The following is a 22,390-nucleotide window of genomic DNA, read 5'->3' on the forward strand; positions in this document are numbered from 1 at the left end:
TCTCCGTCACGGGCCAACGCCGTACGGAAGTCAGTCGCGCGGCCCGGCGGGCAGGGTCGCGCGGTGGTGGGCGAGCGCCCGGTCGGTCAGGGCCGTTGCCGCCCCCGTGTACCCGGCGGGCGCGAGCAGTTCGGCCAGTTGCTCGCGGGTGAACGCGGCGGCCGCTTCCGGGGCGGCCGCCAGCACCGCGTCCACCAGCGAGTCGGCCGCCGTCGCCCCCACGGACACCCGGGCGACCAGCCGCTTCGCGCCCGCCTTGCCCAGCACGGGCGTGAGGACGGCGGCCAGCCGCTCGGCGACGATGGCGCCGCCGGTGATGCCCAGGTTGACCCGCATCCGCTCGGGGTGCACCACCAGTCCCTCGGCGAGCTCCGCGGCGGTGGCGGCCGCTCCGCCCACCAGACGCAGTGCCTCGCGCAGCGGCTGCCATTCGGCGTGCCAGGCACCGGCGGGTCGCTCGTCCTCGGCGATCGCGCAGTGCGTCAGCGTCAGGACCAGGGAGGGCACTTGCAGGGCCGCCGAGCGGATCATGGTGGCGAGCACCGGGTTGCGCTTCTGCGGCATGGCGGAGGAGACGCCCCGTCCCGCCTCGGCGGGCTCGCCGACTTCGGCGAGTTCGGTCCGGGACAGGTTCTGCACGTCTGCCGCGAACTTCCCGAGGGTGACGGAGGTCAGCGCCAGGACGGCCCCGAGGTCGGCGACCGGGGTCCGCGCCGTGTGCCAGGGCAGCACGGGTGCGGCCAGCCCCGTCTCGGCCGCGAAGAGGGCGATCAGGTCGTCGGTGTACGCGCCGACGTCGAAAGGGCCGGCAGCGGCGGGCGATCCGGTGCCCGTGTGCGCCAGGCGCGCGTACTCCACGTACCCGGCCAAGGTCCCCGCGGCGCCGCCCAGTTGTACCGGCAGGCCGCCGTCGAGGAGGGCCGCGGTCCTGCCGCGCACGTCCAGCACCGCGACGAGCCAGCCCGCCGCGCGCAGCCCGAAGGTGGTGGGCACCGCGTGCTGGCCGAGGGTGCGGGCGGCGGCGAGGGTGTCCCGGTGCTCGTGGGCGTGCCGGGCCAGCGCGTCGGCGGTGCGGTCCAGTTGGGCGAGCACGAGCCGCAGCGTGCGCGCGGCGATCAGCATGGTCGCGGTGTCGAGGACGTCCTGGCTGGTCGAGCCCCGGTGGACGTAGTGCGCCGCCTCGGGGTCGGCCGCCGCCACCACCGAGGTGAACTCCTCCACGAGCGCGACCACCGGGTTGGCCGCGCCACGGGTCCGAAGGGCCAGTGCGGGCAGGTCGATCGCCTCGGCGCGGGCGCAGCCGGTGATGGTCGCGGCTGCCTCCGGCGGGACGGTGCCCAGCCGGGCCTGGGCGCGTGCCAGGGCCGCCTCGGCGTCCAGCATGGCCTGAACCCAGGCCTCTTCGGTGAGTCCCGCCTCGGTGTCGGCGCCCGCCCTGACGGGCGAGAACAGACCGGTGTCCGGTCCGGCCGGGGCCGTCTTCCTCGTCACGCCGGCCATCACACGCTCCTCGTCAGAGAGTCGAGGCAGGGGTCGGCATGCGGCGCGGGGGTATGCCTCACTTCCCCGGGACCGCTCAGCGCCAGGATGCAGTGGGCCATCGCGTCGGAGTCGCCGAGGATCACGGAATCGACCCCCGGCCGGGCCCCGGCCGCCGTCACCCAGTGGACGCCCTCGGTGGGCACGCCGTAGGCGAAACGTCTCGGGTGCGGTACGCCGGACGCGTCGATCAGCCGGTAGGGGCGCTCGGTCACCGCGACTCCCCCGGTGCGCAGCGGCGCGTGCTCGTCGTCGATCACGTACTGCGTGCACTGTCCGGTGTCCCGGAGGTACTTCAGCAACGGGTCCTCGGTGCGCGCCAGGTCGGGTTCGGGCAGTCTGGCCTCGATCAGCACCCGTGAGGTGACCGGGTCCTCGCCCACGCGCGGCGAGGACGCGCTGAAGCGGCCGCTCTCCTCGTCGGCGCCGAACCTCGCCCGCGGGCCCAGCACGGTGAGCACGCCGGCCTCGATCAGCGCGATGGTCTCCTCGATCCGCAGCGCCGGGGGGCCGATCGAGGTGTACGCGTTGAGCGGCGTGTAGCTGCCCAGGAGTTCCTCGCGGTAGTCGCCGCCGGAGATCCCCCCGTGGTCGACCAGGAGCCGCACCTCGTTGCGCAGGTCGCGCAGCACGTCGAGTGCCGCCTTGTACGGGTTGCTCACGTTGCCCTCGTGGGCGTCGGCGACGTCCCGGCGCAGGTGTTCCAGCAGCCAGGAGGTGAATTCCCGGCGGTCGGTGAAGGACCGGCCGCCGCACGGGCGGGCGACCGCCGCCCAGTCCCAGCGCAGGGCGGGTTCGACGCCCAGCGTGTCGAGCAGCCCGTCGCGGGTCTCGGCGGACCAGGGGCCCGCCGACGCGGCGCGCTGGAGCTGTTCGGCGGCCCGGGGCCGGCCCCGGCGGCGCAGCAGGGTCGTGTAGTAGACCGTCTCGACCTCCTGGGCGACGAGGGGCCAGATGTCGCGCTGGAACGAGGGCCGGGGCCGGCCCGGCCCGCCGCGCAGCCGGGCGATGGTCCGCGGGGTGAGCAGCAGCGGGACGTGCCGTTCGTGAGCGCCCTTCTCGTTCTCGCCGCGGGCCTGGTAGGGCACTCCGCGACGGGAACCGGCGTACAGCACGGGTTCGAGACCGGAACGGTGGTACACCAGGCCGGTCCCCTTGGGTTCGAACACGCCGCCACGGCCGACGGTCAACAGGGCAGCATAGTCACAGAAGTTCAGGCCGAGACCGCGCAGCAGCACGTTCTCCCCCGCCTCGATCCCGCGGAGGTCGGCCTCGGCCGGGTTCCCGGGCGGGAGGTAGCGCAGTCCCCTGCGGCGGGCGAACCGCGCCAGCGCCGCCTCACCGGGGGTCGGCGCGACCGGCAGGTGGCCCTGCGCCAGGACGACCGCGTCCAGGCCGCCGAGCTCGGTCCCGTTCTCCAGGCGCACCCGCTGGCGTCCGTCGGGCTCGTCGTCGAGGCGGACGGCCCGCGCGGGGTGGGTGAGGATCTCCGTCCCGCCCCGGCGCACGAGGCTGCGCAGCACCCATTGCAGGTAGCGGCCGAACAGGGCCCGGGTGGGGTAGTCGTTCGCGCCCGGGCCGCCCTCGTCGGCCGGCAGCCCGGCCTGGGCGCGCCGGCGCGGGTCGGCGGCCCATTCGTAGAGGCTGGGGCCGGGCACCACGGGTCCGGCCATCCGCACGCTCTCGTCGGTGAAGAGGGTGACCTGCGAGGCGACCGTGTTCATCAGCAGCTGCTCCGACTGGTCGGGGCGCCACACGCGGCCGCTGCCCGGCAGCGGATCGACGAGGTGGACGCGCAGGCGCGCGCCGCGGGCCCGGAGCCGGTCCGCGGAGGCGGTGAGCCGTTCGAGTACGGAGAGGCCGCGCGGTCCGGAGCCTATGACGCAGACCTCGGACCAGCTTCCCCCGTCGGGCCGGGGTGCGTCAGTAGGCACCGAAGTACTCACGGTGCTCCCATGCGGTGACGTTCCCGGGGGCGCTGGGCGGGGCGGTGGCCCGCCACTGCTCGAACCGGGCCAGCTCGGTGCGCTTGAGCTGCACGAAGCAGTCGTGGAGGTGCTTGCCGAGCAGGGTCCTGGCCAGGGCGCTGTCCTGCGTGGCGGCGATGGCGGCCGCCAGGTCGCGCGGCAGCGCGGCCGCCGAGTCGGCGTGCGGGTCCTGGGCCAGGTCGCCCGGATCCAGGCCGCGTTCGATGCCGTCCAGGCCGGCGGTCAGCTGCGCGGCCAGGTAGAGGTAGGGGTTGGCGCAGGGTTCGCCGATGCGGTTCTCCACGTGGGTGGACTCCTCGCCCGGGCCGCCCAGCACGCGCACGAGCGCGCCCCGGTTCTCCGCGCTCCACACGATGCGGTCCGGGGACAGGGAGAACTGCCCCTCGAACCGGCGGTAGCCGTTGACGGTGGGTACGGAGAACAGCGTCGTCCCCGGGGCGTGTGCGAGCAGCCCCGCCACGTAGGAGCGGCCGAGGGGGGACAGCGGCCCGGCCCCGTCCCGGGGTACGAAGGCGTTGGTCCCGGCGGCCCGGTCGAACAGCGACTGGTGCAGGTGCCAGCCGCTGGGGTCGAAGCGGTCCAGGCCCGGCAGGGCCATGAAGGAGGCGTGGTATCCGAGTCGGGCGCAGATCTGCTTGGCCACCGTACGGAACAGCAGCATGGCGTCGGCGGCGTCGAGGCCGTTCATCGGGCTGAAGGTGAACTCCAGCTGGCCCGGGCCGGATTCGTGCTCGACGGTGCGCAGCGGCAGTCCCAGGTCGCGCAGTGCGCGGGCCAGCGGGGTGATCACCGGCATGAGTGCGTCGGTGAAGTTGTCCAGGTTGAACTGGTAGCCGCTGTTGACCGGTTCGACCGCCGGCGGCTCCCCCTGGAGTCCGAACCCGCCGACCGAGGCGCCGGTCACCGAGCCGGTCAGCCGGGTCACGTACCACTCGACCTCCAGCCCGACCACGTAGTCCAGTCCGTGCCCGGCGGCACGCTCGCAGGCGCGGCGCAGCACCGCCCTGCTGGAGAGCGGGTGGGGACTGCCGTCGCGCAGGTACTCGTCCGCCACGACCCATCCGGTGGCGGCCTCGGTGTAGGGCAGTACCCGGAAGGTGAGGGGATCGGGCACGATGAGGAAGTCCCCGGCGCCGGTGAGCTCGGTGATGCCGAGGCCGCCGCCGGGGGCGAAGAAGTCGACGCCCACCGCATGGCCGGTGTCGAAGACGAAGGGGCCCGGGCTCATGTCGATGCCGTTGCGCAGGGCGGTGCGGAAGGAGTCCACCGTCAGCGTCTTGGAGCGCATGAGGCCGTGCGGGTCCCCGAAGCCGACACGGACGAACTCCAGTGAGTCCAGGCTGCGTTCGATCTCCGCCGCAGCGGCCTGCCGGGCCTCGTCCCACAGGCGGTGCCGCTCGACGAAGCCGACGCTCCCCGTGTCGAAGCGACCGTAGGGCCGCTCGGGGAGGCGTGGCGCTGTGCGGTCCTTGGTCATGTCGGTTCCTCTTCCGGCCGTGGTGCTGTGAGTCGCGGGTACCAGTGGTGCCAGGGGGCGCTCTGCTCCAGCTGGCGGGCGGCGGCGAGGACCCGCATGTCCTGGTGCGGGGGGCCCACCAGCTGGAGCCCGACCGGGAGGCCGGCCGGGGTCAGGCCGGCCGGCACCGAGACGGCGGGCTGGCCGGTCAGGTTGAAGGTGTAGGCCTCGGGGGCCCAGGCCAGCCAGGAGGGGCCGCCCCCGGGCTTCGTGCCGCCGGGCGGCGGGGGCGGTGCGTGCAGGTCCGCGGCGAACGGCTCGATGCCGACGGTCGGCATGGCCAGCAGGTCGTAGCGGGCCATCAGGGACAGGCTGCGGGCCCGCAGCAGCGCCCGGGCCTCGTAGGCCCGGGCCAGCGCCGCGGCACTCAGCCCGCGCCCGTAGCGGATGATCTCCAGCCGGTCCTGGTCGAGCAGGCCGGTGGTCCCCGGCTCGTCGTACGGGTGCGCCGCGGCCTCCCAGCCGGCCAGGATCGTCACCAGGGCCGGGTACGCGTCCTCGAAGGGCGGGGCGATCTCCTCGACGTGGTGGCCCCGGGCGGCCAGCCGCTCCACGGCCTGCCGGGCGACGCGGGCGATCACGGGGTCCGGCCCCGGCCCGCCCAGGGAGGGGAGCCAGCCGATCCGCAGCGGCGGCAGCCGGTCGGCCGCCGGGTCCGGATCGCCGCTCACCTCCCCGGGCAGCCCGACGGAGAGCGGATCGCGTGCGTCGGCCCCGGCCATCACCGCGAGCAGTTCGGCGGCGTCCGCGACGGTCCGGGTGAGCGGTCCCAGGTGGGAGAGCTCGTCCGGGCTCTGCGGGACGTACGGGACCCGGCCGAGCGAGGGCTTGAAGCCGACCACGCCGCAGAACGCGGCGGGCAGCCGGATGGAGCCGGCGCCGTCGGTACCGGTGGCACCGATGCCGATGCCCACGGCCACCGAGGCCGCGGCTCCCGCACTGGAGCCGCCGGACGTGCGGGTCAGGTCCCAGGGGTTGCGCGTGGGGCCCTGGAGCCGGTTCTTCCCGGCCGCGCTCCATCCGCCCTCCGAGGTGTTGGTCTTGCCCACGACGATGGCGCCGGCCGCCCGGAGCCGGGCGACGGCGGGCGCGTCCCGATCCGGCACCGTACGGACGTCCAGCAGCGATCCGCGGGTGGTGCGGATCCCCTCGGTCCGCGTCAGGTCCTTGACCGTCACCGGCATGCCCAGCAGCGGCCTGCCGCGCCAGGCGGCGCGGCCCTCCCGGCGCAGCAGCCGGTCCGCGGCCCGGGCCTCGGTGCCCGCCCGCTCGCGGGCGAGCGTGAGGAAGGCGCCGAGGTGCGGCTCCCACCGGTCCAGGAGCTCGAACGTGGCGGCCACGAACTCCGAGGGCAGCACGCTGCCGTCGCGGTAGAGCGCCCGGAGCGTGCGGATGTCGGAGAACCGCGCGTCGCGCGCGCGTATCCCCCGGCTGCGGACGTCGGTGTCAGGAGACATGGAAGTCCCGGTACCAGGCGTTGTCGAAGTCACTGACCGTCAGGTTCCGGTCGGCCGCCGCCTGGTGCACCATCGCCTGCACCCGTCCGATCGCGGTCGCCGTGCGCAGGTGGGACAGCTCGAACGGGTCGCCGTCGGTACGCATGAGCCGCAGGTCGTACAGGCCCTGCCGGAACCGGTCCTCCAGCACGATGCCCAGCGGCACGCGCAGCGCGTGGCGCACCCCGAAGGCGACGTGTCCGGTGTGGTGCTGGTCGGACCAGTTGGTGATGTCGGGCATCCCCGGCGCGAAGAACCAGTCGTCGCGGCCCTGCTCCTCGTTCGTCCACGACATGCTGTGGGGCAGGTAGTGCCAGGTGTTGTAGCGCATGCGTGCGCTGTACGCGGACAGGGCCGTGGACAGGCCCGCCCGGTCCTCGCCGAACCTCGTCCGGAAGGACGGGCCCGCCGCCACGCAGCAGTAGAAGTCCCGGGTCGCCAGGGCCGCCCGGCGCTGGGCGGGCAACGCGCTGTGCAGGACGCGGACGTCCTTGGGGCCGCGTCCCATCACCACGTCGCAGTGCAGGGCGTCGGCCACCGTCTCGAAGAACCGGTGCAGGAACCCTTCGTACGCGGTGGTGAATCCGGCGGGTACCGGCCCGGCGGCGACCCGCTCGACGAGGTCGCGCGTGGCGGAGCCGAGCTCGTCGGGGCCGGCGTCGTACGGGAGCGGCTGCCCGGCGGCCTCGGCGAGCAGCGCGGTGAGCTCGGGCGGCAGCTCCGCCCAGGTGACCGGCTCGGCCATGAGCCGCTCGCGCTTGTGCAGGGACGCGCCGTTGATCTCCCGGTAGAAGACCGCGCCCTCGGCGAGCCTGGCCGCCCTCGCGCGGGCGCAGGCGCCGGAGAGCAGGTCGAGCCCGGCGCCGGCCGGCTGGGCGGCGATGTCCGGGGCCTGCTCGCCGTACGCCGCTATGCGCTCGCGGAGGAACTCCCTGAGCACGTCGGGGGCGAGCTGGACTCCGTTGAACTCCTCGGCGCGGACCGGGGAGCCCGAGTGGATGAGCGCGTACACGCAGGCGACGAAGGTGGCGTCCTCGGCCGTCCAGCGTGCCACCGGTGTGTCGCGCAGGACCGTGAGGACCGACCCCTCGGCGCCGGGGGCCATCGAGCGCCCGGGCAGATTGCTGAACCGGCCCAGGTTGCTGTAGCAGCGCTCGCCCACGTACAGCAGGACGGGGGCCATGTGGAGGAGGGCGTGGGCGATGGCGTCGAGCCGTGCGTGCAGGTCCGCCGTGTCCAGTGTGGCGACCCAGCGGTGGATCTCCTCGAACTGGAGCCGCTGGACCTCCTCCGCGAGGGTCCAGAGGCGGCCGAGGGACTCCGGCCGGGCCTGCCACTTGAGCGTGCCGAGCGGGGCGCCGCCGGCCTCGGGGTCCCGGCGCTCACCGGCGGGCACGACGCGCAGCCGCCCGGTCTCGGTGAGCAGCAGCAGCTCCCCCTCGGTGGTGTCGGTGGCGGCGTCCAGGCCGGCCGCGTGGGCCTCGGCGAGTTCCAGGTACATGCGCTCGCCGAGGCCGAGGGCCGCCCTGCCGACGTGTTCGGGGATCATCCCGTCGAGCGTCGCCGCTATCCGTACCGCGTCGGCGGCCAGCCCGCAGCCGCGTGCGCGCTCGGCGGCCGCCTTGACCTGGGCGTCGAATCCGGGCGTCTTGAGAAGCATCGTGGTTCACCTCTTCCGGAGGTCCGGTTCACCCGAGCGCATCGAGCGTCCAGGCGGACTCGTGGCGGGTGAAGCCGATGTGGGGGTAGTAGTCGACCGCCGCTGGAGCGGAGAGGAGGACGAGCTTCGCGCGCGGCGCGGCCTCGCGGGTGGCCCTGATCAGGTCGCGTCCTACCCCTCGGCGCTGGAACTCGGCGTCCACCGCGATGTCGCTGAGGTAGGTGACGTACGCGCCGTCGGTGATCGACCGCGCGATGCCGATCAGCCGCCCGTCGATGCGCGCGGCGATCACGAGGTTGGCTCCGGCGAGCATCCGGGTGAACCGCTCCACGTCGTCCACCGGGCGGCGTTCGGCCAGGGTGGACGCCCGGTAGAGGGCGGTGACCTCGGCCACGTCGAGGCTGGCACCGACGACGGGCTCACACTTCCACATGGTTCTGCAACTCCTTGTCGAGACGGTCGAGTCGGGCCTTGAGGTGGGCGCGGTTGGCGAGGAAGCGCCCTGGGACGAGGAGTTCCTCCGCGACGTCGACGCCCCGCGCCGCGAGGCCGGCGACGAGGGTCGATCCGGACTCCCAGGCCTCGGTGGCGGCGTGCTGGACCAGCCGGTAGGCCTCTTCGCGGTCCCGGCCACGGGCGACGAGGTCCAGGAAGACCTCGGAGCTGTAGACGAGGCCGCGGGTGGCGTCGATGTTGCGTGCCATCCGCTCGGGGAAGACCCGTAGCCCCGCGAGCAGGTCCGCGGCCGACACCAGCTGGTAGTGGGCGACGGTGAGGCTGTCGGGGAGGATGACCCGCTCCACGGAGGAGTGCGCGAGGTCCCGCTCGTGCCAGAGCGCGACGTTCTCGTACGCGGCGCCGGCGTTCGACCGGAGGATCCTGGCGAGGCCGCACAACCGTTCGCTCGTCGTCGGGTTGCGTTTGTGGGGCATCGCGCTGGAACCCTGGTACGCGCTGGTCCGCGGTTCGTCCACCTCGCCGACCTCGGTGCGCTGGAGCATCCGCATCTCCAGGGCGAACTGTTCGACCACCGCACCCGTCACCGCCAGCGCCGAGAGCAGCTCGGCGTGCCGGTCGCGGGCCACGACCTGGGTCGGCATGTCCTCGACCTCCAGGCCCAGTTGCGCGCAGACCCACTCCTCCACGTACGGGGAGATGTGCGCGTAGGTGCCGACGGGGCCGGAGAGGGTGCCGACGGCGACGGCGGCGCGGGCCGCGGTGAGGCGTGCGAGGCTCCGGCGCATGGCGAAGGCGTGCACGGCCAGCTTCTGGCCGAATGTGGTGGGTTCGGCGTGGATGCCGTGGGTGCGGGCGATGCAGGGGGTGTCCCAGTGTTCGAGCGCGCGCGCCGTGAGCAGTTCCAGGAACGTTCGGGCGGCGTTCAGCACGAGGTCGCACGAGCGCGCGAGGATGAAACCGAGGGAGGTGTCGACCAGGTCGTAGCTCGTCATCCCGTGGTGCACCCAGCGCGCGGAGTCCGGGGGCATGGTCTCGGTGTAGGCGGCGAGGAAGGCGAGGATCTCGTGGTCACGGGTGAGTTCCAGCTCGCGGATCCGGGACACGGACGGGACCGGCGCGTTGCGGATGTCCTCCAGTGCCCGCCGGTCCACCAGGCCCAGTTCGGCCTGGGCCGTGCTCGCCAGGACCTCGACCCTGACCCAGGTCGCGTACTTGTGTTCCTCTGTCCAGAGTTCGGCCATCTCGGGATGTGAATAGCGTTCGATCAACGACACTTCTCCTTGGCTGTCGGTCGGGCACCGGCAAGGCTCCGTGCGGGACGGCCCTGGCTGGGCGGCGGCAGGGCGCTCAGGCGGTGAAGCTGAGTACCGTGGGTGCGGCGGCCTCGCCGTGCGCTCTGCCCGCGGGACCGGTGGTGTGCCGAGCGGTGAGGAGCCCCGGCCGCGGCGGGACCGCGTACCAGGCCGCGAGTGCGCTCTGCACGGCCGCGTGCCGGGCCTGCGCCGAGTCCACGTCGAAGGTGAGTTCGCGGGCGTAGAGCCGCACCAGCGGGTGGTAGGCGAAGCGCACTCCGCTGGCCTTGACGAAGTCGGCCTCCAGCAGGTGCTGTGCGGTCAGCCGCTCCAGCAGCTCCTCCGTGCTGTCCTGCGGCAGCCCGAGCGCGGCCGCGGCGACGGCCACCGGGAAGGAGTCCGCCTCCAGCAGGCTGAGCAGGCGGAAGGCACGGCGTTCGGCGCTGCCGAGCGCGGCCTGGCCGACCGCGAGGCTCGCCCGCACGCTGAGGTTCCCGACCTGGAGCTCGTCCAGCCTGCGCCGCGTGGAGGACATCCGCTCGGCGAGGTGGCGGACCTGCCAGTGCGGGCGCTCCAGCAGTCGGGCGCCGACGATCCGGATGGCCAGCGGGAGCCGGCCGCAGTACTCCACCAGGTCGGCGGCGGCCTGCGGTTCGGCCGCGAGCCGGTCGGCGCCGATGATCCGGCCCAGGATGTCCCGGGCCTCCTCGGCGGTGAGCAGGCCCAGCCGGGTGTGGCTGGTGCCGCCCAGCGTGGACAGCATCTGGAGGCTGGTGACCAGGGCGGCGCAGGTGGGCGACGCGGGCAGCAGCGGCTGCACCTGGGCCTCGTCGAAGGCGCCGTCGAGGACGATCAGGGCGCGGCGCTGGGAGAGCAGGCCCCGGTAGAGGGCGGTGAGTTCACCGGTCCCGGCGGGTACGGCCGCCGGGCTGACCCCGAGGGCGCGCACCAGCTCGCCGAGGACGTCCTCCGGCGGCCGCGGTCCGTCGTCGCCCTGGAGCTCCACGAACAGTTGTCCGTCCGGGAAGGCCGGGCTTACGGCGTGCGCCACCCGGACCGCGAGGGTGGTCTTGCCGACGCCCGCCTCCCCGTAGAGCGCGAGGGTGCGCGGCGGGTCGCCGTCCTGGACTGCCGCCCCCTCCTGCGGGGTGTGCAGCAGCCGCCGGATCAGCCTGGACTCGATGTCGGGACGGGCGAATTCGGCGAGCCGTGGCGGGAGGGTGAACGGGGTGGCCGTGCGCCGGGGCGGGTGGGCCGGCGACGGCCCCTCCTCCCACCGTTCGTCGTCCGCGGCGGGTCCGGCGAGGATCTGCCGGTGTGCCGCTCGCAGCTCCTGGCCCGGATCCACACCGAGTTCCTCGGCGAGGACGCGGCGCGCCTCCTGGTAGGTGCCCAGCGCCTCGGCCTGCCTCCCGGCCTGGTACAGGGCCTTCATCAGACGGCTCCAGGCACTCTCGCGGAAGGGGTGCTCGGAGACCAGTGCCCGGAGCCGGGGCAACACCTCGGCGTGCCGCCCGACCGCCATCTCGGCGTCCGCCCAGTTCTCCGTGGCGTTGAGCCAGCGCTCGACCAGGGCCGCTCCGTCGCCCTGCCGCAGGTACTCGGAGGGAACGTCGACGAGCGGGGTTCCGCCGGCCTCGCCCATCGCCCTGCGGAAGAGGCGGGCTCGCTCGGCCGGGTCGTCGGCGATCTCGGCCTGCTGGACGGCGTGGTTGAAGCGGTCGAGGTCCAGCCGGTCGCCGTCGGTGAGGATGGCGTATCCGGAGGCGCGGCTGACGACGACGTCCGCGCCGAGTACCTTGCGCAACCGCGCTATGTAGCCCTGAAGCGTCTTGCGGGCGGTCAGCGGCGGGTCGTTGCCCCACAGCTGCTGGATGAGTTCTTCCGATGTCACCGCACGGTTGGCGCGCAGCAGCAGGGCGGCGACGAGGACCCGGTGTTTGGCTTGTGGAATTTCGACGGCACGTCCGTTCCGCCTTATGGTCAGCGGACCGAAAACACCGAACTGGAGATCGTCCAGCATGTATTTCCCCCGGTTGTCGAACCGGACGCACGAGAAATCAGAGCCCCCGCTCGTTCACGTGCGTCACTGGAGTCGAGAACTGCTCTCGGAGATCTTCACGACGTCGTGTGCCGCGAGTTCGGCGAAGAGCTCGATGATGTCCTGCATCACGGATTCCTGATCGATGTCGTATTCCCGGGCGATGAGCGTCGCGATATCGCTCACTGTCCGGGTTCCGTCGATCTGGCGCCAGATGTGGGCAGCGGAGTCCGTCAACTCGAAGAAATGCTGGTATCCGCCGACGACCGTCGTACCGCGATGGTTGCGGATCTTGACGTTCAGCGGGAGGGAGGCGACGGATTCCGGACCGATCACGAGGGGGGCCGCGTTGTCCTCGGGTGCCATCAGACCGACACCTCCATGGAGATCCGCTGGCAGACCGCGATGGTCTCCTCGATCCACTTCTGCGGGTTGTCGGGGTCGAAGGAGCGCATCGTCTCGATGGCCCAGTACTCCTCGAAGGGGAGCAGTGCGGGATCGACGATCTGCATGCGGCGGGCCCGCCACTTGGGCCACAGACTGCCGAACTGGCCGTGGCTCGCGGTCAGCGCGTCCACCGCGTGGTTGAAGGCGTTGCGCGAGGCGATGACCGCGCTGTAGAGGTCGCCGCGGGCGATCTGGCCGGCGGTGTCCTCCGTATAACTGTCCGCCTGCTTCAGGGAGTTCACCACGAGGACGGAGTGGTGGGCGGAGTCGGCGAGCCGGGCGCGGATGGATTCCAGCCAACTGCCGGAATCGGCGGCGGCGGCGTAGGGAAGGCGTTCCAGCAACGCGATCTCGTGGTAACTGAGGGTGCGCCAGGTTCCCTGGTCGTCGCCGAACTGCTCTGTCGTCACCTTCGAGAGGACCTGCTCGACCTGGCCCGCGGTCCAGTACTCGATGTCCCAGCGGCGGCCGTCGACGAAGATCTGCTCGTACTGGAGGGTGTTCGGCTCCAGCGCGACATGGTTGGTCTCGTCGATTCCACTGACCCAGTGGTCCCGGGTGACGACGTGGACGTCCAGGTCGCTGGTGGGGTTGCCCCAGCCTCTGACGAGGGATCCGCTGGCGAACACGGTGTCGTAATGGTCCGGGAGAAGCGACCGGCTGCTGAGCTCGGCGATTACCCCGGATACGTCATACGTCATGGAGCACTACCTTTCCCGTTGCAGGTCCGCGATCACCTGAGATCATCAGGGCCGGCGAACATCCGCACATCCTAGATCAAGGCGGTCGAATCGCCTTGAGCCAGGTGGTTAATTTTGGACTCTAGCAACGATCTTGAGGAAGAAGTCAGGCGGCAAGGGTGCGACGTCAGTCACACGGTCGGCCGCTTGAAATCGATACTGCACAAGCGTACTGACGGAACGCCAGGTGCCAGCCAACTCGAATCTGGCAAATAATCACCTCACTTGGCCGATTTCATGCGGGGGCCTCCGCGAGAAGGCCGTAAACCCGCCCCACCCGCCGCGAAGGTGAGGGAAAGGGCAAGCCGACCAGGAACTCCCTGGCGGTCACCTGTGCGCGGCACAGTGTCGGCCCGGGCGGTGGTGCGGTGGAGGTTTCCCGGTGGTGCGCCGGATGGGCCGGATCCGGTCTGGACAGCCCTTCGAGGACCCCTCCGAACAGGCTTGATGTGGCGGGTGTTGTCGGCCACTCTGGAACAGTCGAACTCGATCACCCGTACGGACCGACCGCGAACCGAACCGCTTGGGAGAACCCGAATGCCGACCACCCCCCACCGGACCCGACAGAGACCCCCGGCCCTTCCGTAGCCCGTCCCGGCGTGCGCCCCGGCTCGACACCCGACACCCTCGACCCGCCCTTCGCTCCCCCACACCCCTCTCCCCCACACCCCTCACTTCGAAGACGTGGCCGTCCAGCGGGCCGCGAGCGCCGCGGCGAGCGCGATGCCGGCGATCGCCACCGGTACCGGCCCGGGTCCTCGGACGGCGACCAGCCACCCGGCGGCCGCCGGGAAGACGATGCTCCCGACCATCGAGGACGATGCGGCGAAACCGGTGACGCGCCGGTCCCCGCCCGCCTCGGCGATCCACGCGAGGCCCGTCGGGAAGACGGGTCCGAGCGCCAGCCCGGCCACCGCGTAGCCGATCACGGCGGCCCCGGGCACGGTGGCGAGCAGCAGCCCGCCCGCCGTGCCCAGCAACCCGAGCGGCACCACGACGGACGCCGACACCCGGGACGCCAGCGGAAACATGAGGAACTTGGTCAGCGTCGTGCCGGCCCAGAACACGGCGAGGACCCGGGCGGAGGCCGGCTCCGAGAAGCCGGTGTGCACGATGTGCTTCGCCGCCCAGCTCGCGATCCCGGTCTCGACCCCGCCGTAGAGCGCGTAGAGAAGGAAGAACCCCGCGAAGGTCCGGACCGGCCGCGGCGCTGAGGGGGCGGAGGGCGCGTCCTCGTCCACGGCCGGGGCACGGAACGCGGCCACCTTCCCGGCGCGCAGGCACAGCAGCGCCCCCACGGCGGCGACGAGGAATCCGTAGGGGCGTCCCTGGGGAATCGAGACGCTCGCCACGAGGGGGCCGACAATCGTGCCCGCCGCAAACATTCCATTCACCAGATTCACAAGTGAAACGCCGTCGTCCTGTCGTGCAAATATGCTGTTCACGGCCAGAACGACGACACCCGAACCGAATCCGGAGAGGAGACAGGAAGCGGCCGTAAGCCATAGCTCACCCGAAAAGCAGACACCAGCACTGCCGAGTGCGTACATCACGACGCCCGGCAGAATGATCCTGCCCTCCGGCAGCCGGCTCGCCGCCGTGAGCACCATCGCGGCGAAGGCACCGACGAAATAGGACGTGATGAGGAGGGAGGCGCCGCCCGCCCCTGCCCCGAACCGGTCCTCGAACAGCGGCAGCAAGGGCCCTGTACTGGACTGAGAGATCCCGACGAGGAAGAACGCGATCAGTGCGGCACCGAAGCCCGGAGCCTGTCTCAAACTCGCCCCCTCCGGCCGAATGGCTGCCTTCATTTTCTTCACCGAATCACCTCTTCTATAAGCCTGGATTCCACTTTGGTCTGCCATAAAGCGCGCTCATGGATACCACGACCGAGACCTTTCCCAGAAGTGGCGCGGCTCACATGAAGATTTCACCAAAGGGTCTGGCGGTGCCCCGGAGATATCTCCTACGTTCCTGTCCAGTACAGCTCACGATTGCCTGTGCAATCACGGACGGGGAGTACCTCATGCGCATTGCTGTTACTGGTGGAGATGGATTCATCGGCCGTTACGCGGTCGACTACCTCAAGGAGAACGGTCACGAGGCGTTCGCCATCGACCGGGCTTCCGGCATCGACATCCTCGAAGACAAACTGGAGACCGCGCTCAAGGACGTGGACGGGGTCATCCACCTCGCGGGCGTGCTCGGCACCGACGAGTTGTTCGACATGGTGGAGACGGCCATCGACGTCAACGTCAAGGGCACCTACCGGGTGCTCGAGGCCTGCCGCAAGAACGACGCCCGGTTCGTCGGGATCACCATGCCCCAGGTGTGGAAGAACGTGTACCAGACCACCAAGCTGTGCGCGCAGAACCTGTCGTACGCGTGGCACGAGAACTTCCAGGTGCCGGTCAGTCACGTGCGGGCGTTCAACGCCTTCGGTCCCGGTCAGAAGCACTACGGCGTGCAGAAGATCCTGCCCACCTTCGCCCTGAAGGCGTGGCGCGGAGAGGCCATCCCGGTCTGGGGCGACGGCACTCAGACGGTCGACCTGGTCTACTCGGCCGACCTGGGCCGGATGCTCGCCGACGCGCTGCAGTTCGGCGACTGCGAGGTCTTCGACGGCGGTACCGGCATCGCCTTCACGGTCAACGAGGTCGCGGAGATGGTCCTGGAGGTCACCGGGTCCAAGGCCGGCATCGAGTACCTTCCGATGCGCAAGGGCGAGACGAAGACCGACCTGGTCGCGAAGGGCGACGGGTGGGAAAAGCTGGGCTGGCGGCCCGAGTTCCGCGCCTCGGACCTGGAGCAGACGGTCCTGCACTACCGTCGTTTCGCCACTGAGTCCTGACGAGCCCTGACGAGCCTGACGAGCCCCTGACGAGTCCGGCGGAACTCTGAGGCTCCTGCCGGTCCCATCGATCCGAAAGTGCCATGGACCTCTTCATCGACGCCCTCGACCACCTGCCACCGACAGCGCCCGGCCCGGCCGGTGATTCGCTGAGCGTCCAGATCGTGGCGGAGGGCCGGGGCGGCGAGCGCACCTGCTGCGGCGTGGTCCTGGGCACCTCGGACCTGGTCGGCCGCTGGCACGGCGACGTGCCGGCGGCCGACGTACGGCTCGAAGTCCCCTACGACGCACTGCGCGACGCAGCTTCGGGCCGTGCGCTCGGCACCGGCCTGGTCATGTCCGGCCGGGTCGGAATGCTGGGCGACTGGGCCGCCCTCGCCGCGTTCGGCGGTACGGCACGCGGCGCGGGCCTGCGGACCTACGTCACACGTCTCGCAGCGGCGGCCACGCCCGGCGCGGGCGGCGGGCCGGCCGCCCCGGGGGCGCGGGGGGCGCAGCAGGCCGGCGCGGACGAGCTGGTCGTCGTACTGGCCGCGCCCAACGACGAACACGGCGAGCTGAGCGTGATGGCCCAGGACCGCTCCCGCGCGGCCCTGGCCCTCGTGGGTTCCACTCCCGGCGCCCGGCTGGTGCTGACCGGAGGCTTCGGCGCCCAGTTCAACACGACCGACGTTCCGCACTGGCGCCACTGCGCACGCTGGCTGCGGTCCCAGGGCATGGGTCCCGACGCGTTCGCCGGCTGCCTGGAGACCCGCCACAGCTCCGACGACGTGCTGTTCCTGCGGGAGTTCGCCCGACGGCTCGGCGCGGACCGGATCACCGTCGTCACCTCGGACTACCATGCCGCCCGGATTCGCTTCCTGCTGGACCTCGTACTGCCCGTGGCCACCGTCCGGGAGGTGGCCCATCCGTCCCTGCCACCCGCGCGGCGGGCCCAGTTGCGCGAGCACGACGAGACGGCACTCGCCAAGTCCGTGGCCGCGACGCTGCTGTTCGGCCCCGACCGGCTACTCGCCCCGCTGCGCGTGACGGTGGAGGATGGCATCGAGCGCTACGCGGTGACCGGGGCCTGACCGCCCGACCGCACCCGCACCCGCACCCGTACCTGAGACCGCGCCGTACCCGCGCCGACCACGACCGGAGGCTCCGTGACCGAGATCCCCTGCGACGCCGTGCTGTTCGACCTTGACGGTGTGCTGGTGCGGTCGATGGGTCTGATCGAACGGATCCTGCGCGAGTGGGCCACCGGGCACGGCCTGGACGCCGACGCCGTCGTCGCCCTCTCGCACGGCCGCCGCGACCTCGACCTCGTCCGGCTGGTCGCCCCGCACCTCGACGCCGAGGCGGAGACCGCCCGCATCACCGGACGCGAGGAGCGGGACTTCGCCGGGCTCGAACCGGTACCCGGCGCCCGCGAGCTCGTCGCGGCACTGCCCCGCGACCGCTGGGCCATCGTCACCTCCGGCACCCGGGCCGTGGCGCTGGGCCGGCTGGACGCCTCGGGCGTGCCGCGTCCGGTCCACCTGGTGGCCGCCGAGGACATCACCCGGGGCAAACCGGACCCCGAGGGGTACCTCCTGGGCGCCGCGCTCCTGGGCATGGACCCCGCCCGCTGCGTGGTCGTCGAAGACGCCCCGAGCGGCGCCGCGGCGGCCGCGGCGGCCGGCATGCGCTGCGTCGGGGTCGGCGACGCGGCCGCCGACCCCGCCGTGCCGCTGACCGCGCGGGTGGCGGACCTGCGCGCGCTCGCACCCCTGCACGGACCCGGCGCACCGGGACTGAGGATCCTTGCCCCGACCAGGAAAGGCCCCGCAGCATGAAGCACGTCATCGCCCTCGACGTCGGTGGTACGAGCATGAAGGCCGCCCTCATAGCCGAGGACCACACCCTCCTGCGCCAGGAACGCCGCCCGACCCCCGCCGCCGACGGGCCGGACGCCACCGTCGCCGCCGTCGTCGACTTCGCCGCGCACCTGCGGGCGTACGGCGAACGGACCTACGGGCGCGGCGCCGTGGCGGCGGGTGTGGGCGTGCCCGGCTTCGTGGACGAAGCCACCGGAACCGCCGTGTACGCGGCGAACATCGGATGGAGTGACGTACCGCTGCGCGCCCTCCTCGGCGAGCGCCTGGGCGGGATACCGGTCGCCGTCGGCCACGACATGCGCACCGGCGGTCTCGCCGAGGCCCGGCTCGGCGCCGGCCGGGGACTGGACCGCTTCCTCTTCATCGCGCTCGGCACCGGGATCTCGGCCGCCATAGGCATCGACGGCCGGTTCGAGGCGGGGGCCCACGGCGCGGCCGGGGAACTGGGCCACGTCATCGTGCGGCGGGGCGGCCGCGCCTGCAACTGCGGCCAGCACGGCTGCCTCGAAACGGTCTCCTCCGCCTCCGCGGTGGCGCGGGCCTGGGCGGAGGCGTCCGGCGACCCCGGTGCGAGCGCCGCCGACGCCGCCGCGGCGGTGCGCCGGGGCGACCCGCGGGCCGGGGCCGTCTGGGACGAGGCCGTCGCGGCGCTCGCCGACGGCCTGGCGGTCGGGGTGCAGCTCCTCGACCCGCGCGCCCTGGTGCTCGGCGGCGGTCTGGCCGAGTCGGGGGAGCTGCTGTTCGCCCCGCTGCGCCGGGAGCTGGGGGCCCGGCTGCCGCACCGCACCCCACTGCCGTCGGTCATACCTGCCGAACTGGGCGACCAGGCGGGCTGCCTCGGGGCGGGCCTGATCGCCTGGGACGCGCTGGCACGGACCGCCCGCCCGCGCCCCCTGGCCGGCTGAGGAGCGTCAGCCCGCGTCGCGGACCGCGACGATGCCGTTGAAGACGCCGACGTACGCGGTGCCGTCGGGGCCGAGGGTGATCGGGGCCCAGTTGTTGTCGTAGAGCGGGCCGGTGCCGGTCAGCCGGCGCCAGCGGCGCTCGCCGGTGCGGAAGTCCACGGCGGTGAGGTACCAGCCGTCGATCCCCCAGGAGTGGGGCTCCTTCTCGTAGAAGTAGAGCAGCCCGTTCGCGGTGGAGAGCTTCGGCACGGTGGAGGGCGAGCGGATGGCGCTCTCCCACACCGTGTCGCAGCCACTGCCGTCCGCGCGGACGTCGATGCGGGTCACACCGCCCACGACGGACTTGCCCAGCAGCAGGGTGGTGGGGTTCTCGTAGCCGTAGTTGTTCTCGACGACGATGCTGTTGCCCCAGGTGATCAGGGAGTTGTCGGTGGTCGAGGCGCCGGAGCCGAACACCGGCACCTTGCAGACCAGCCGCTGGTCGGCGCGGACGTCCACGCCCCGCCGGTAGACGAGGACGTTCATCCGGTCGTCGGCGTTGTCGGTGATGGCGACGTAGCCGTTGCCGAAGAGGTCCGGCGTGGTTCCCGAACCCTGGTTGACCGAGCCGGGCTTGGCGGCCGTCCCCCGGTCGTACGTCTGGCGCCACTGCACCTCGGGCGTGCCGTCGGCGGCGGCGCGGAAGCTGTAGAGCGCGTGGTCGGAGACGATGGAGACGCCGTCCTCGGCGACGGAGAAGGAGTTCTGGATCTCCTCGCCCCGCAACTGGACGGAACGGATCCGTGAGGTCGCCGGATCCACCGTGCCGACCCGGCCCTGGCGGGTGACCCACCAGATCCGGCCGTTCCAGTCGGGCATCACCGAGGTGACGGGGTCACAGGCGCCGCTGGGCCGGAGATTGGTCCAGGTCACGCAGTCGTGCGGGACGTGGCCGGTGAGGTCCCAGTCGTCGTCGACCGTGAACGTCCAGCTTCCGTCCGGCTCCTGGGAGTGGGCGAGGCGCAGGATGTGCTGGCGGGAGTCGGCCAGCACGGCCCGATCCTGGTCGTCCAGGTAGAAGTAGGCGCCGCCCGAGGTGTCCTTGAAGATCTTCGCGAAGTCGAGCGTCGTGATGGCCTCGACCGTCGAAGAGCGCTGCGGGAGCTGGTACTCCGCGAGTGTGTCGAGCGTACGGGGCTCCAGGAGCTTGACCTTGAAGCCCGAGAAGGTGCCGCACACCGTGACGAGCCGGCCGCCCGAGTCGAAGGTGGCGGTGGCGCACTCGCCGCCGAGGGCGGCGATCTTCCGGCTGGTCACCCGCGGGTTCTTGCCGAGCGGCCCCGACCAGGGGGACGTGGCGCTGCCCGCCGCGTCGGAGTGCATGCCGCTGCGGCCGTTGGGCGCGAGGAAGGGGTGCTGCGGCGGCGCCTCGCCGGGCAGCGGGACGGCAGCCGCGGGGCTACCGTCGTACTGGTTGATCAGGCGGTGGCCGGGGGCCTTGGGTATCTCCTCGGCCTGGGCCGGCGAACCTCCGTACATCACCGTGAAGACGGCGACGACCGGCAGCACGGCGCAGTTCAGCGTTCTTCGGAACATCCGGACTCCCTCCCTGTCTCTCCAGCTTGTCGACCTCGCGTCTGACATCGCGCCGCGGCCAGACGCTAGATCGCACTGCCTGAGGAGTCCATGGACGAGCCGGATGATTCACGAAGGCGCATCAGTCGATCAGGGGTTGAGGCTGGAGACCACGTTCGCGGTGGCCGTCAGGCCGTTGTGGATGGTCGCGGCCATGCTGCTGCTCGCGAGGTAGAAGCCGAGCAGCACGCAGACGACCGCGTGGGAGAACTTGAGCCCCCCGCTGCGCAGGAAGATCCAGGCGAGGATGAGGAGCAGGACGACCACCGAGAGGGAAATCACCATCGAAACCTCCTTGACTCGCCGTCATGGTGGCGCAGGAGGCGGTGCCTCCGGGCGAAAGACGTGTCCGCCGTACGGGTGTTGACGGTCCGTGACGGGTGGTCAGGCCTTGACGATCTCGTCCCAGTGGGTCGTACGGTCGCACCAGCGCTCCAGCAGCACCGGATCGTGGCCGACCGCGAGGAGCCCGGCGCCCGTCTCGGCGCGGTACTCCTCCACGACCGCGACCAGGGCGGCGGTGGTGGAGGCGTCCAGCATCGCGGTCATCTCGTCGCAGACGAGCCAGCGCGGACGCAGCACCAAGGCCCGTGCCAGGCAGGCGCGTTGCAGCTGACCGTCGCTCACCTCATGGGGACGGCGGGCGAGCAGATCACCACCGAGGCCGACCCGCCGGGTCCATGCGGCGACCGTCGCTTCCACCTCCGTACGGCGGCCCGTCGCGCGGAGCGGTTCGGCGACGAGGTCGCGCAGCCTCAGGCGGGGGTCGGCGGCGAGACGGGGCTGCTGGAAGACGACGCCGACCGCGGTGCGCAGGGAGCGCGGGGCCCGATGGGAGAAGCCGGTCACGGCGTGGCCGTCGAGCGCCACGGTTCCGCGGTCGGGGCGGTGCAGCAGGGCGGCGACCCGGGCCAGCGTGGACTTGCCGCAGCCGCTCGGCCCGAGCAGGCCGAGGGATTCGCCGGGGCGCAGGGTGAGGTGCGCGCCGCGGACGACAGGGGCGCGGCGATCGTAGCCCGCGGTGATGTCCTCCAGCTCAAGCATGGTGACAGGCCACCCCTTCGGTGAGCGCGGGCCGCCGGGTGCGGCAGAGTTCGTCGGCGGCCGCGCAGCGAGCGGCGAAGGCGCAGCCGGCCGGGAGCGCGCCGAGCTCGGGCGGAGCCCCGGGGACGGGGGTGAAGGCCCGCTCGGGGAGGGCGTCGAGGAGGCCCCGGGCGTAGGGGTGGCGAGGACCGGGCCCGCCGAAGAAGCCTTCGGCGGGGCCGAGTTCGACGATCCGCCCGGCGTACATGACGGCGACGGTGTCGGCGATCCGTTCGGCGGCGGCGAGGTCGTGCGTGATCATCAGCAGTGCCCGGCCGGCCTGGCGGGTGTGGGCGCGCAGCTCGTCGACGGTGCGCAGGACGAGGTCACGGTCGAGGCCGGTGGTCGGCTCGTCGGCGAGGAGGAGCGGCGCGTCGCCGACGAGGGCGAGCGCGGTGGCGGCCCGCTGGGCGAGCCCGCCGGAGAGTTCGTGGGGATGCCGGTCGAGATGGGTGGCGGGAAAGGCGGCCCGCTCGGCGGCCGCCTCCGCCGCCGCGCGCAGGGCGGCCTTGCCGAGCCGCCGGCGGCGGGCGGGCCGGTCGGACCCGCCGGCCAGTTCGCGGACGGTCTCCTCCAGGTGGGCGCGGATGGTGCGGACCGGGGTGAGGTGCGCGGCCGGGCTCTGCGGGACCAGGCCGACGCGGCGGCCCCGTACGGCCTCGGCCAGGGTCCGCTCATCGGCGGCGAGCAGGTCCAGGCCGTCGTCGAGCCGGGCCGATCCCGCGCTCTCGGCGTTCGCGGGCAGCAGGCCGAGCAGGGCGGAGGCGAGGACGGACTTGCCGCAGCCGCTCTCCCCGACCAGGGCGAGGCACTCCCCGGCCGCCAGGGAGAAGGTGGCGCCGGTGACGGCCTCGACGTACCGGCCGGCGGGCATGCGGAAGCGGACGGAGAGGCCCT

General features: G+C 72.5%; 19 protein-coding genes. 4 read left to right on the forward strand and 15 right to left on the reverse strand.

Features of this window, described 5'->3' with window-relative positions; genetic code table 11:
- Positions 1 to 30: 30 nt before the first annotated feature.
- The 11 genes from ACZ4TV_RS28135 to ACZ4TV_RS28185 form a co-directional block, all read right to left on the reverse strand.
- Positions 31 to 1,500, reverse strand: a complete 1,470-nt coding sequence (locus ACZ4TV_RS28135) for a nitrosuccinate lyase (RefSeq protein ID WP_468137828.1) — start codon at positions 1,498 to 1,500, stop codon at positions 31 to 33.
- Positions 1,500 to 3,473, reverse strand: a complete 1,974-nt coding sequence (locus ACZ4TV_RS28140; RefSeq protein WP_468137829.1) for an FAD/NAD(P)-binding protein — start codon at positions 3,471 to 3,473, stop codon at positions 1,500 to 1,502. The genes ACZ4TV_RS28135 and ACZ4TV_RS28140 overlap by 1 nt, the downstream gene beginning before the upstream one ends.
- Positions 3,463 to 5,004 carry a glutamine synthetase family protein gene (locus ACZ4TV_RS28145; protein WP_468137830.1) on the reverse strand — a complete coding sequence of 514 codons (1,542 nt, stop codon included), beginning with the start codon at positions 5,002 to 5,004 and terminating at the stop codon, positions 3,463 to 3,465. The genes ACZ4TV_RS28140 and ACZ4TV_RS28145 overlap by 11 nt, the downstream gene beginning before the upstream one ends.
- Positions 5,001 to 6,500: an amidase gene (locus tag ACZ4TV_RS28150; RefSeq protein ID WP_468137831.1), complete on the reverse strand. Its 1,500-nt coding sequence runs from the start codon at positions 6,498 to 6,500 to the stop codon at positions 5,001 to 5,003. Before ACZ4TV_RS28150 ends, ACZ4TV_RS28145 begins: the two co-directional genes overlap by 4 nt.
- Positions 6,490 to 8,199 (reverse strand): hypothetical protein, encoded by a 1,710-nt coding sequence (locus ACZ4TV_RS28155; protein ID WP_468137832.1) that lies wholly within the window; start codon positions 8,197 to 8,199, stop codon positions 6,490 to 6,492. Before ACZ4TV_RS28155 ends, ACZ4TV_RS28150 begins: the two co-directional genes overlap by 11 nt.
- Positions 8,200 to 8,227: 28 nt before the next feature.
- A complete protein-coding gene (locus ACZ4TV_RS28160; RefSeq protein WP_468137834.1) occupies positions 8,228 to 8,632 on the reverse strand; it encodes a GNAT family N-acetyltransferase in 405 nt (134 codons plus the stop codon).
- Positions 8,619 to 9,932, reverse strand: a complete 1,314-nt coding sequence (purB, locus tag ACZ4TV_RS28165) for an adenylosuccinate lyase (RefSeq protein ID WP_468137835.1) — start codon at positions 9,930 to 9,932, stop codon at positions 8,619 to 8,621. Before purB ends, ACZ4TV_RS28160 begins: the two co-directional genes overlap by 14 nt.
- Before the next feature lie 73 nt (positions 9,933 to 10,005).
- Positions 10,006 to 11,973: an AfsR/SARP family transcriptional regulator gene (locus ACZ4TV_RS28170; protein ID WP_468137836.1), complete on the reverse strand. Its 1,968-nt coding sequence runs from the start codon at positions 11,971 to 11,973 to the stop codon at positions 10,006 to 10,008.
- Positions 11,974 to 12,036: 63 nt separating this feature from the next.
- Positions 12,037 to 12,357: a PqqD family protein gene (locus tag ACZ4TV_RS28175; RefSeq protein WP_468137838.1), complete on the reverse strand. Its 321-nt coding sequence runs from the start codon at positions 12,355 to 12,357 to the stop codon at positions 12,037 to 12,039.
- Positions 12,357 to 13,139: a hypothetical protein gene (locus ACZ4TV_RS28180; protein WP_468137839.1), complete on the reverse strand. Its 783-nt coding sequence runs from the start codon at positions 13,137 to 13,139 to the stop codon at positions 12,357 to 12,359. Before ACZ4TV_RS28180 ends, ACZ4TV_RS28175 begins: the two co-directional genes overlap by 1 nt.
- 710 nt (positions 13,140 to 13,849) lie before the next feature.
- A complete protein-coding gene (locus ACZ4TV_RS28185) occupies positions 13,850 to 14,989 on the reverse strand; it encodes an MFS transporter (RefSeq protein WP_468137859.1) in 1,140 nt (379 codons plus the stop codon).
- A gap of 215 nt (positions 14,990 to 15,204) precedes the next feature.
- On the opposite strand from ACZ4TV_RS28185, the gene ACZ4TV_RS28190 reads away from it, so the two are divergent.
- From ACZ4TV_RS28190 to ACZ4TV_RS28205, 4 genes are all read left to right on the forward strand, one after another.
- Positions 15,205 to 16,029 (forward strand): NAD-dependent epimerase/dehydratase family protein, encoded by an 825-nt coding sequence (locus ACZ4TV_RS28190; RefSeq protein WP_468137840.1) that lies wholly within the window; start codon positions 15,205 to 15,207, stop codon positions 16,027 to 16,029.
- Positions 16,030 to 16,112: 83 nt separating this feature from the next.
- Complete coding sequence (locus tag ACZ4TV_RS28195) at positions 16,113 to 17,102, forward strand: YdcF family protein (RefSeq protein WP_468137841.1); 990 nt, start codon at positions 16,113 to 16,115, stop codon at positions 17,100 to 17,102.
- A gap of 75 nt (positions 17,103 to 17,177) precedes the next feature.
- A complete protein-coding gene (locus tag ACZ4TV_RS28200; protein ID WP_468137842.1) occupies positions 17,178 to 17,849 on the forward strand; it encodes an HAD-IA family hydrolase in 672 nt (223 codons plus the stop codon).
- On the forward strand, positions 17,846 to 18,796 hold the full coding sequence (locus ACZ4TV_RS28205) for an ROK family protein (protein ID WP_468137843.1): 951 nt from the start codon (positions 17,846 to 17,848) through the stop codon (positions 18,794 to 18,796). Before ACZ4TV_RS28200 ends, ACZ4TV_RS28205 begins: the two co-directional genes overlap by 4 nt.
- 6 nt (positions 18,797 to 18,802) lie before the next feature.
- Here the strand turns inward: ACZ4TV_RS28205 and ACZ4TV_RS28210 are convergent, their stop codons facing one another.
- The 4 genes from ACZ4TV_RS28210 to ACZ4TV_RS28225 form a co-directional block, all read right to left on the reverse strand.
- Positions 18,803 to 20,371 (reverse strand): hypothetical protein, encoded by a 1,569-nt coding sequence (locus ACZ4TV_RS28210; protein WP_468137845.1) that lies wholly within the window; start codon positions 20,369 to 20,371, stop codon positions 18,803 to 18,805.
- A 129-nt stretch (positions 20,372 to 20,500) separates the two neighbouring features.
- A complete protein-coding gene (locus ACZ4TV_RS28215; protein WP_468137846.1) occupies positions 20,501 to 20,695 on the reverse strand; it encodes a hypothetical protein in 195 nt (64 codons plus the stop codon).
- Between the two features lie 99 nt (positions 20,696 to 20,794).
- Positions 20,795 to 21,454, reverse strand: coding sequence for an ABC transporter ATP-binding protein (locus tag ACZ4TV_RS28220; protein ID WP_468137848.1), 660 nt, complete (start codon positions 21,452 to 21,454; stop codon positions 20,795 to 20,797).
- Complete coding sequence (locus tag ACZ4TV_RS28225; protein WP_468137861.1) at positions 21,447 to 22,367, reverse strand: oligopeptide/dipeptide ABC transporter ATP-binding protein; 921 nt, start codon at positions 22,365 to 22,367, stop codon at positions 21,447 to 21,449. The genes ACZ4TV_RS28220 and ACZ4TV_RS28225 overlap by 8 nt, the downstream gene beginning before the upstream one ends.
- Positions 22,368 to 22,390 lie beyond the last annotated feature (23 nt).

This window comes from Streptomyces sp. NPDC028910 (assembly GCF_055564955.1).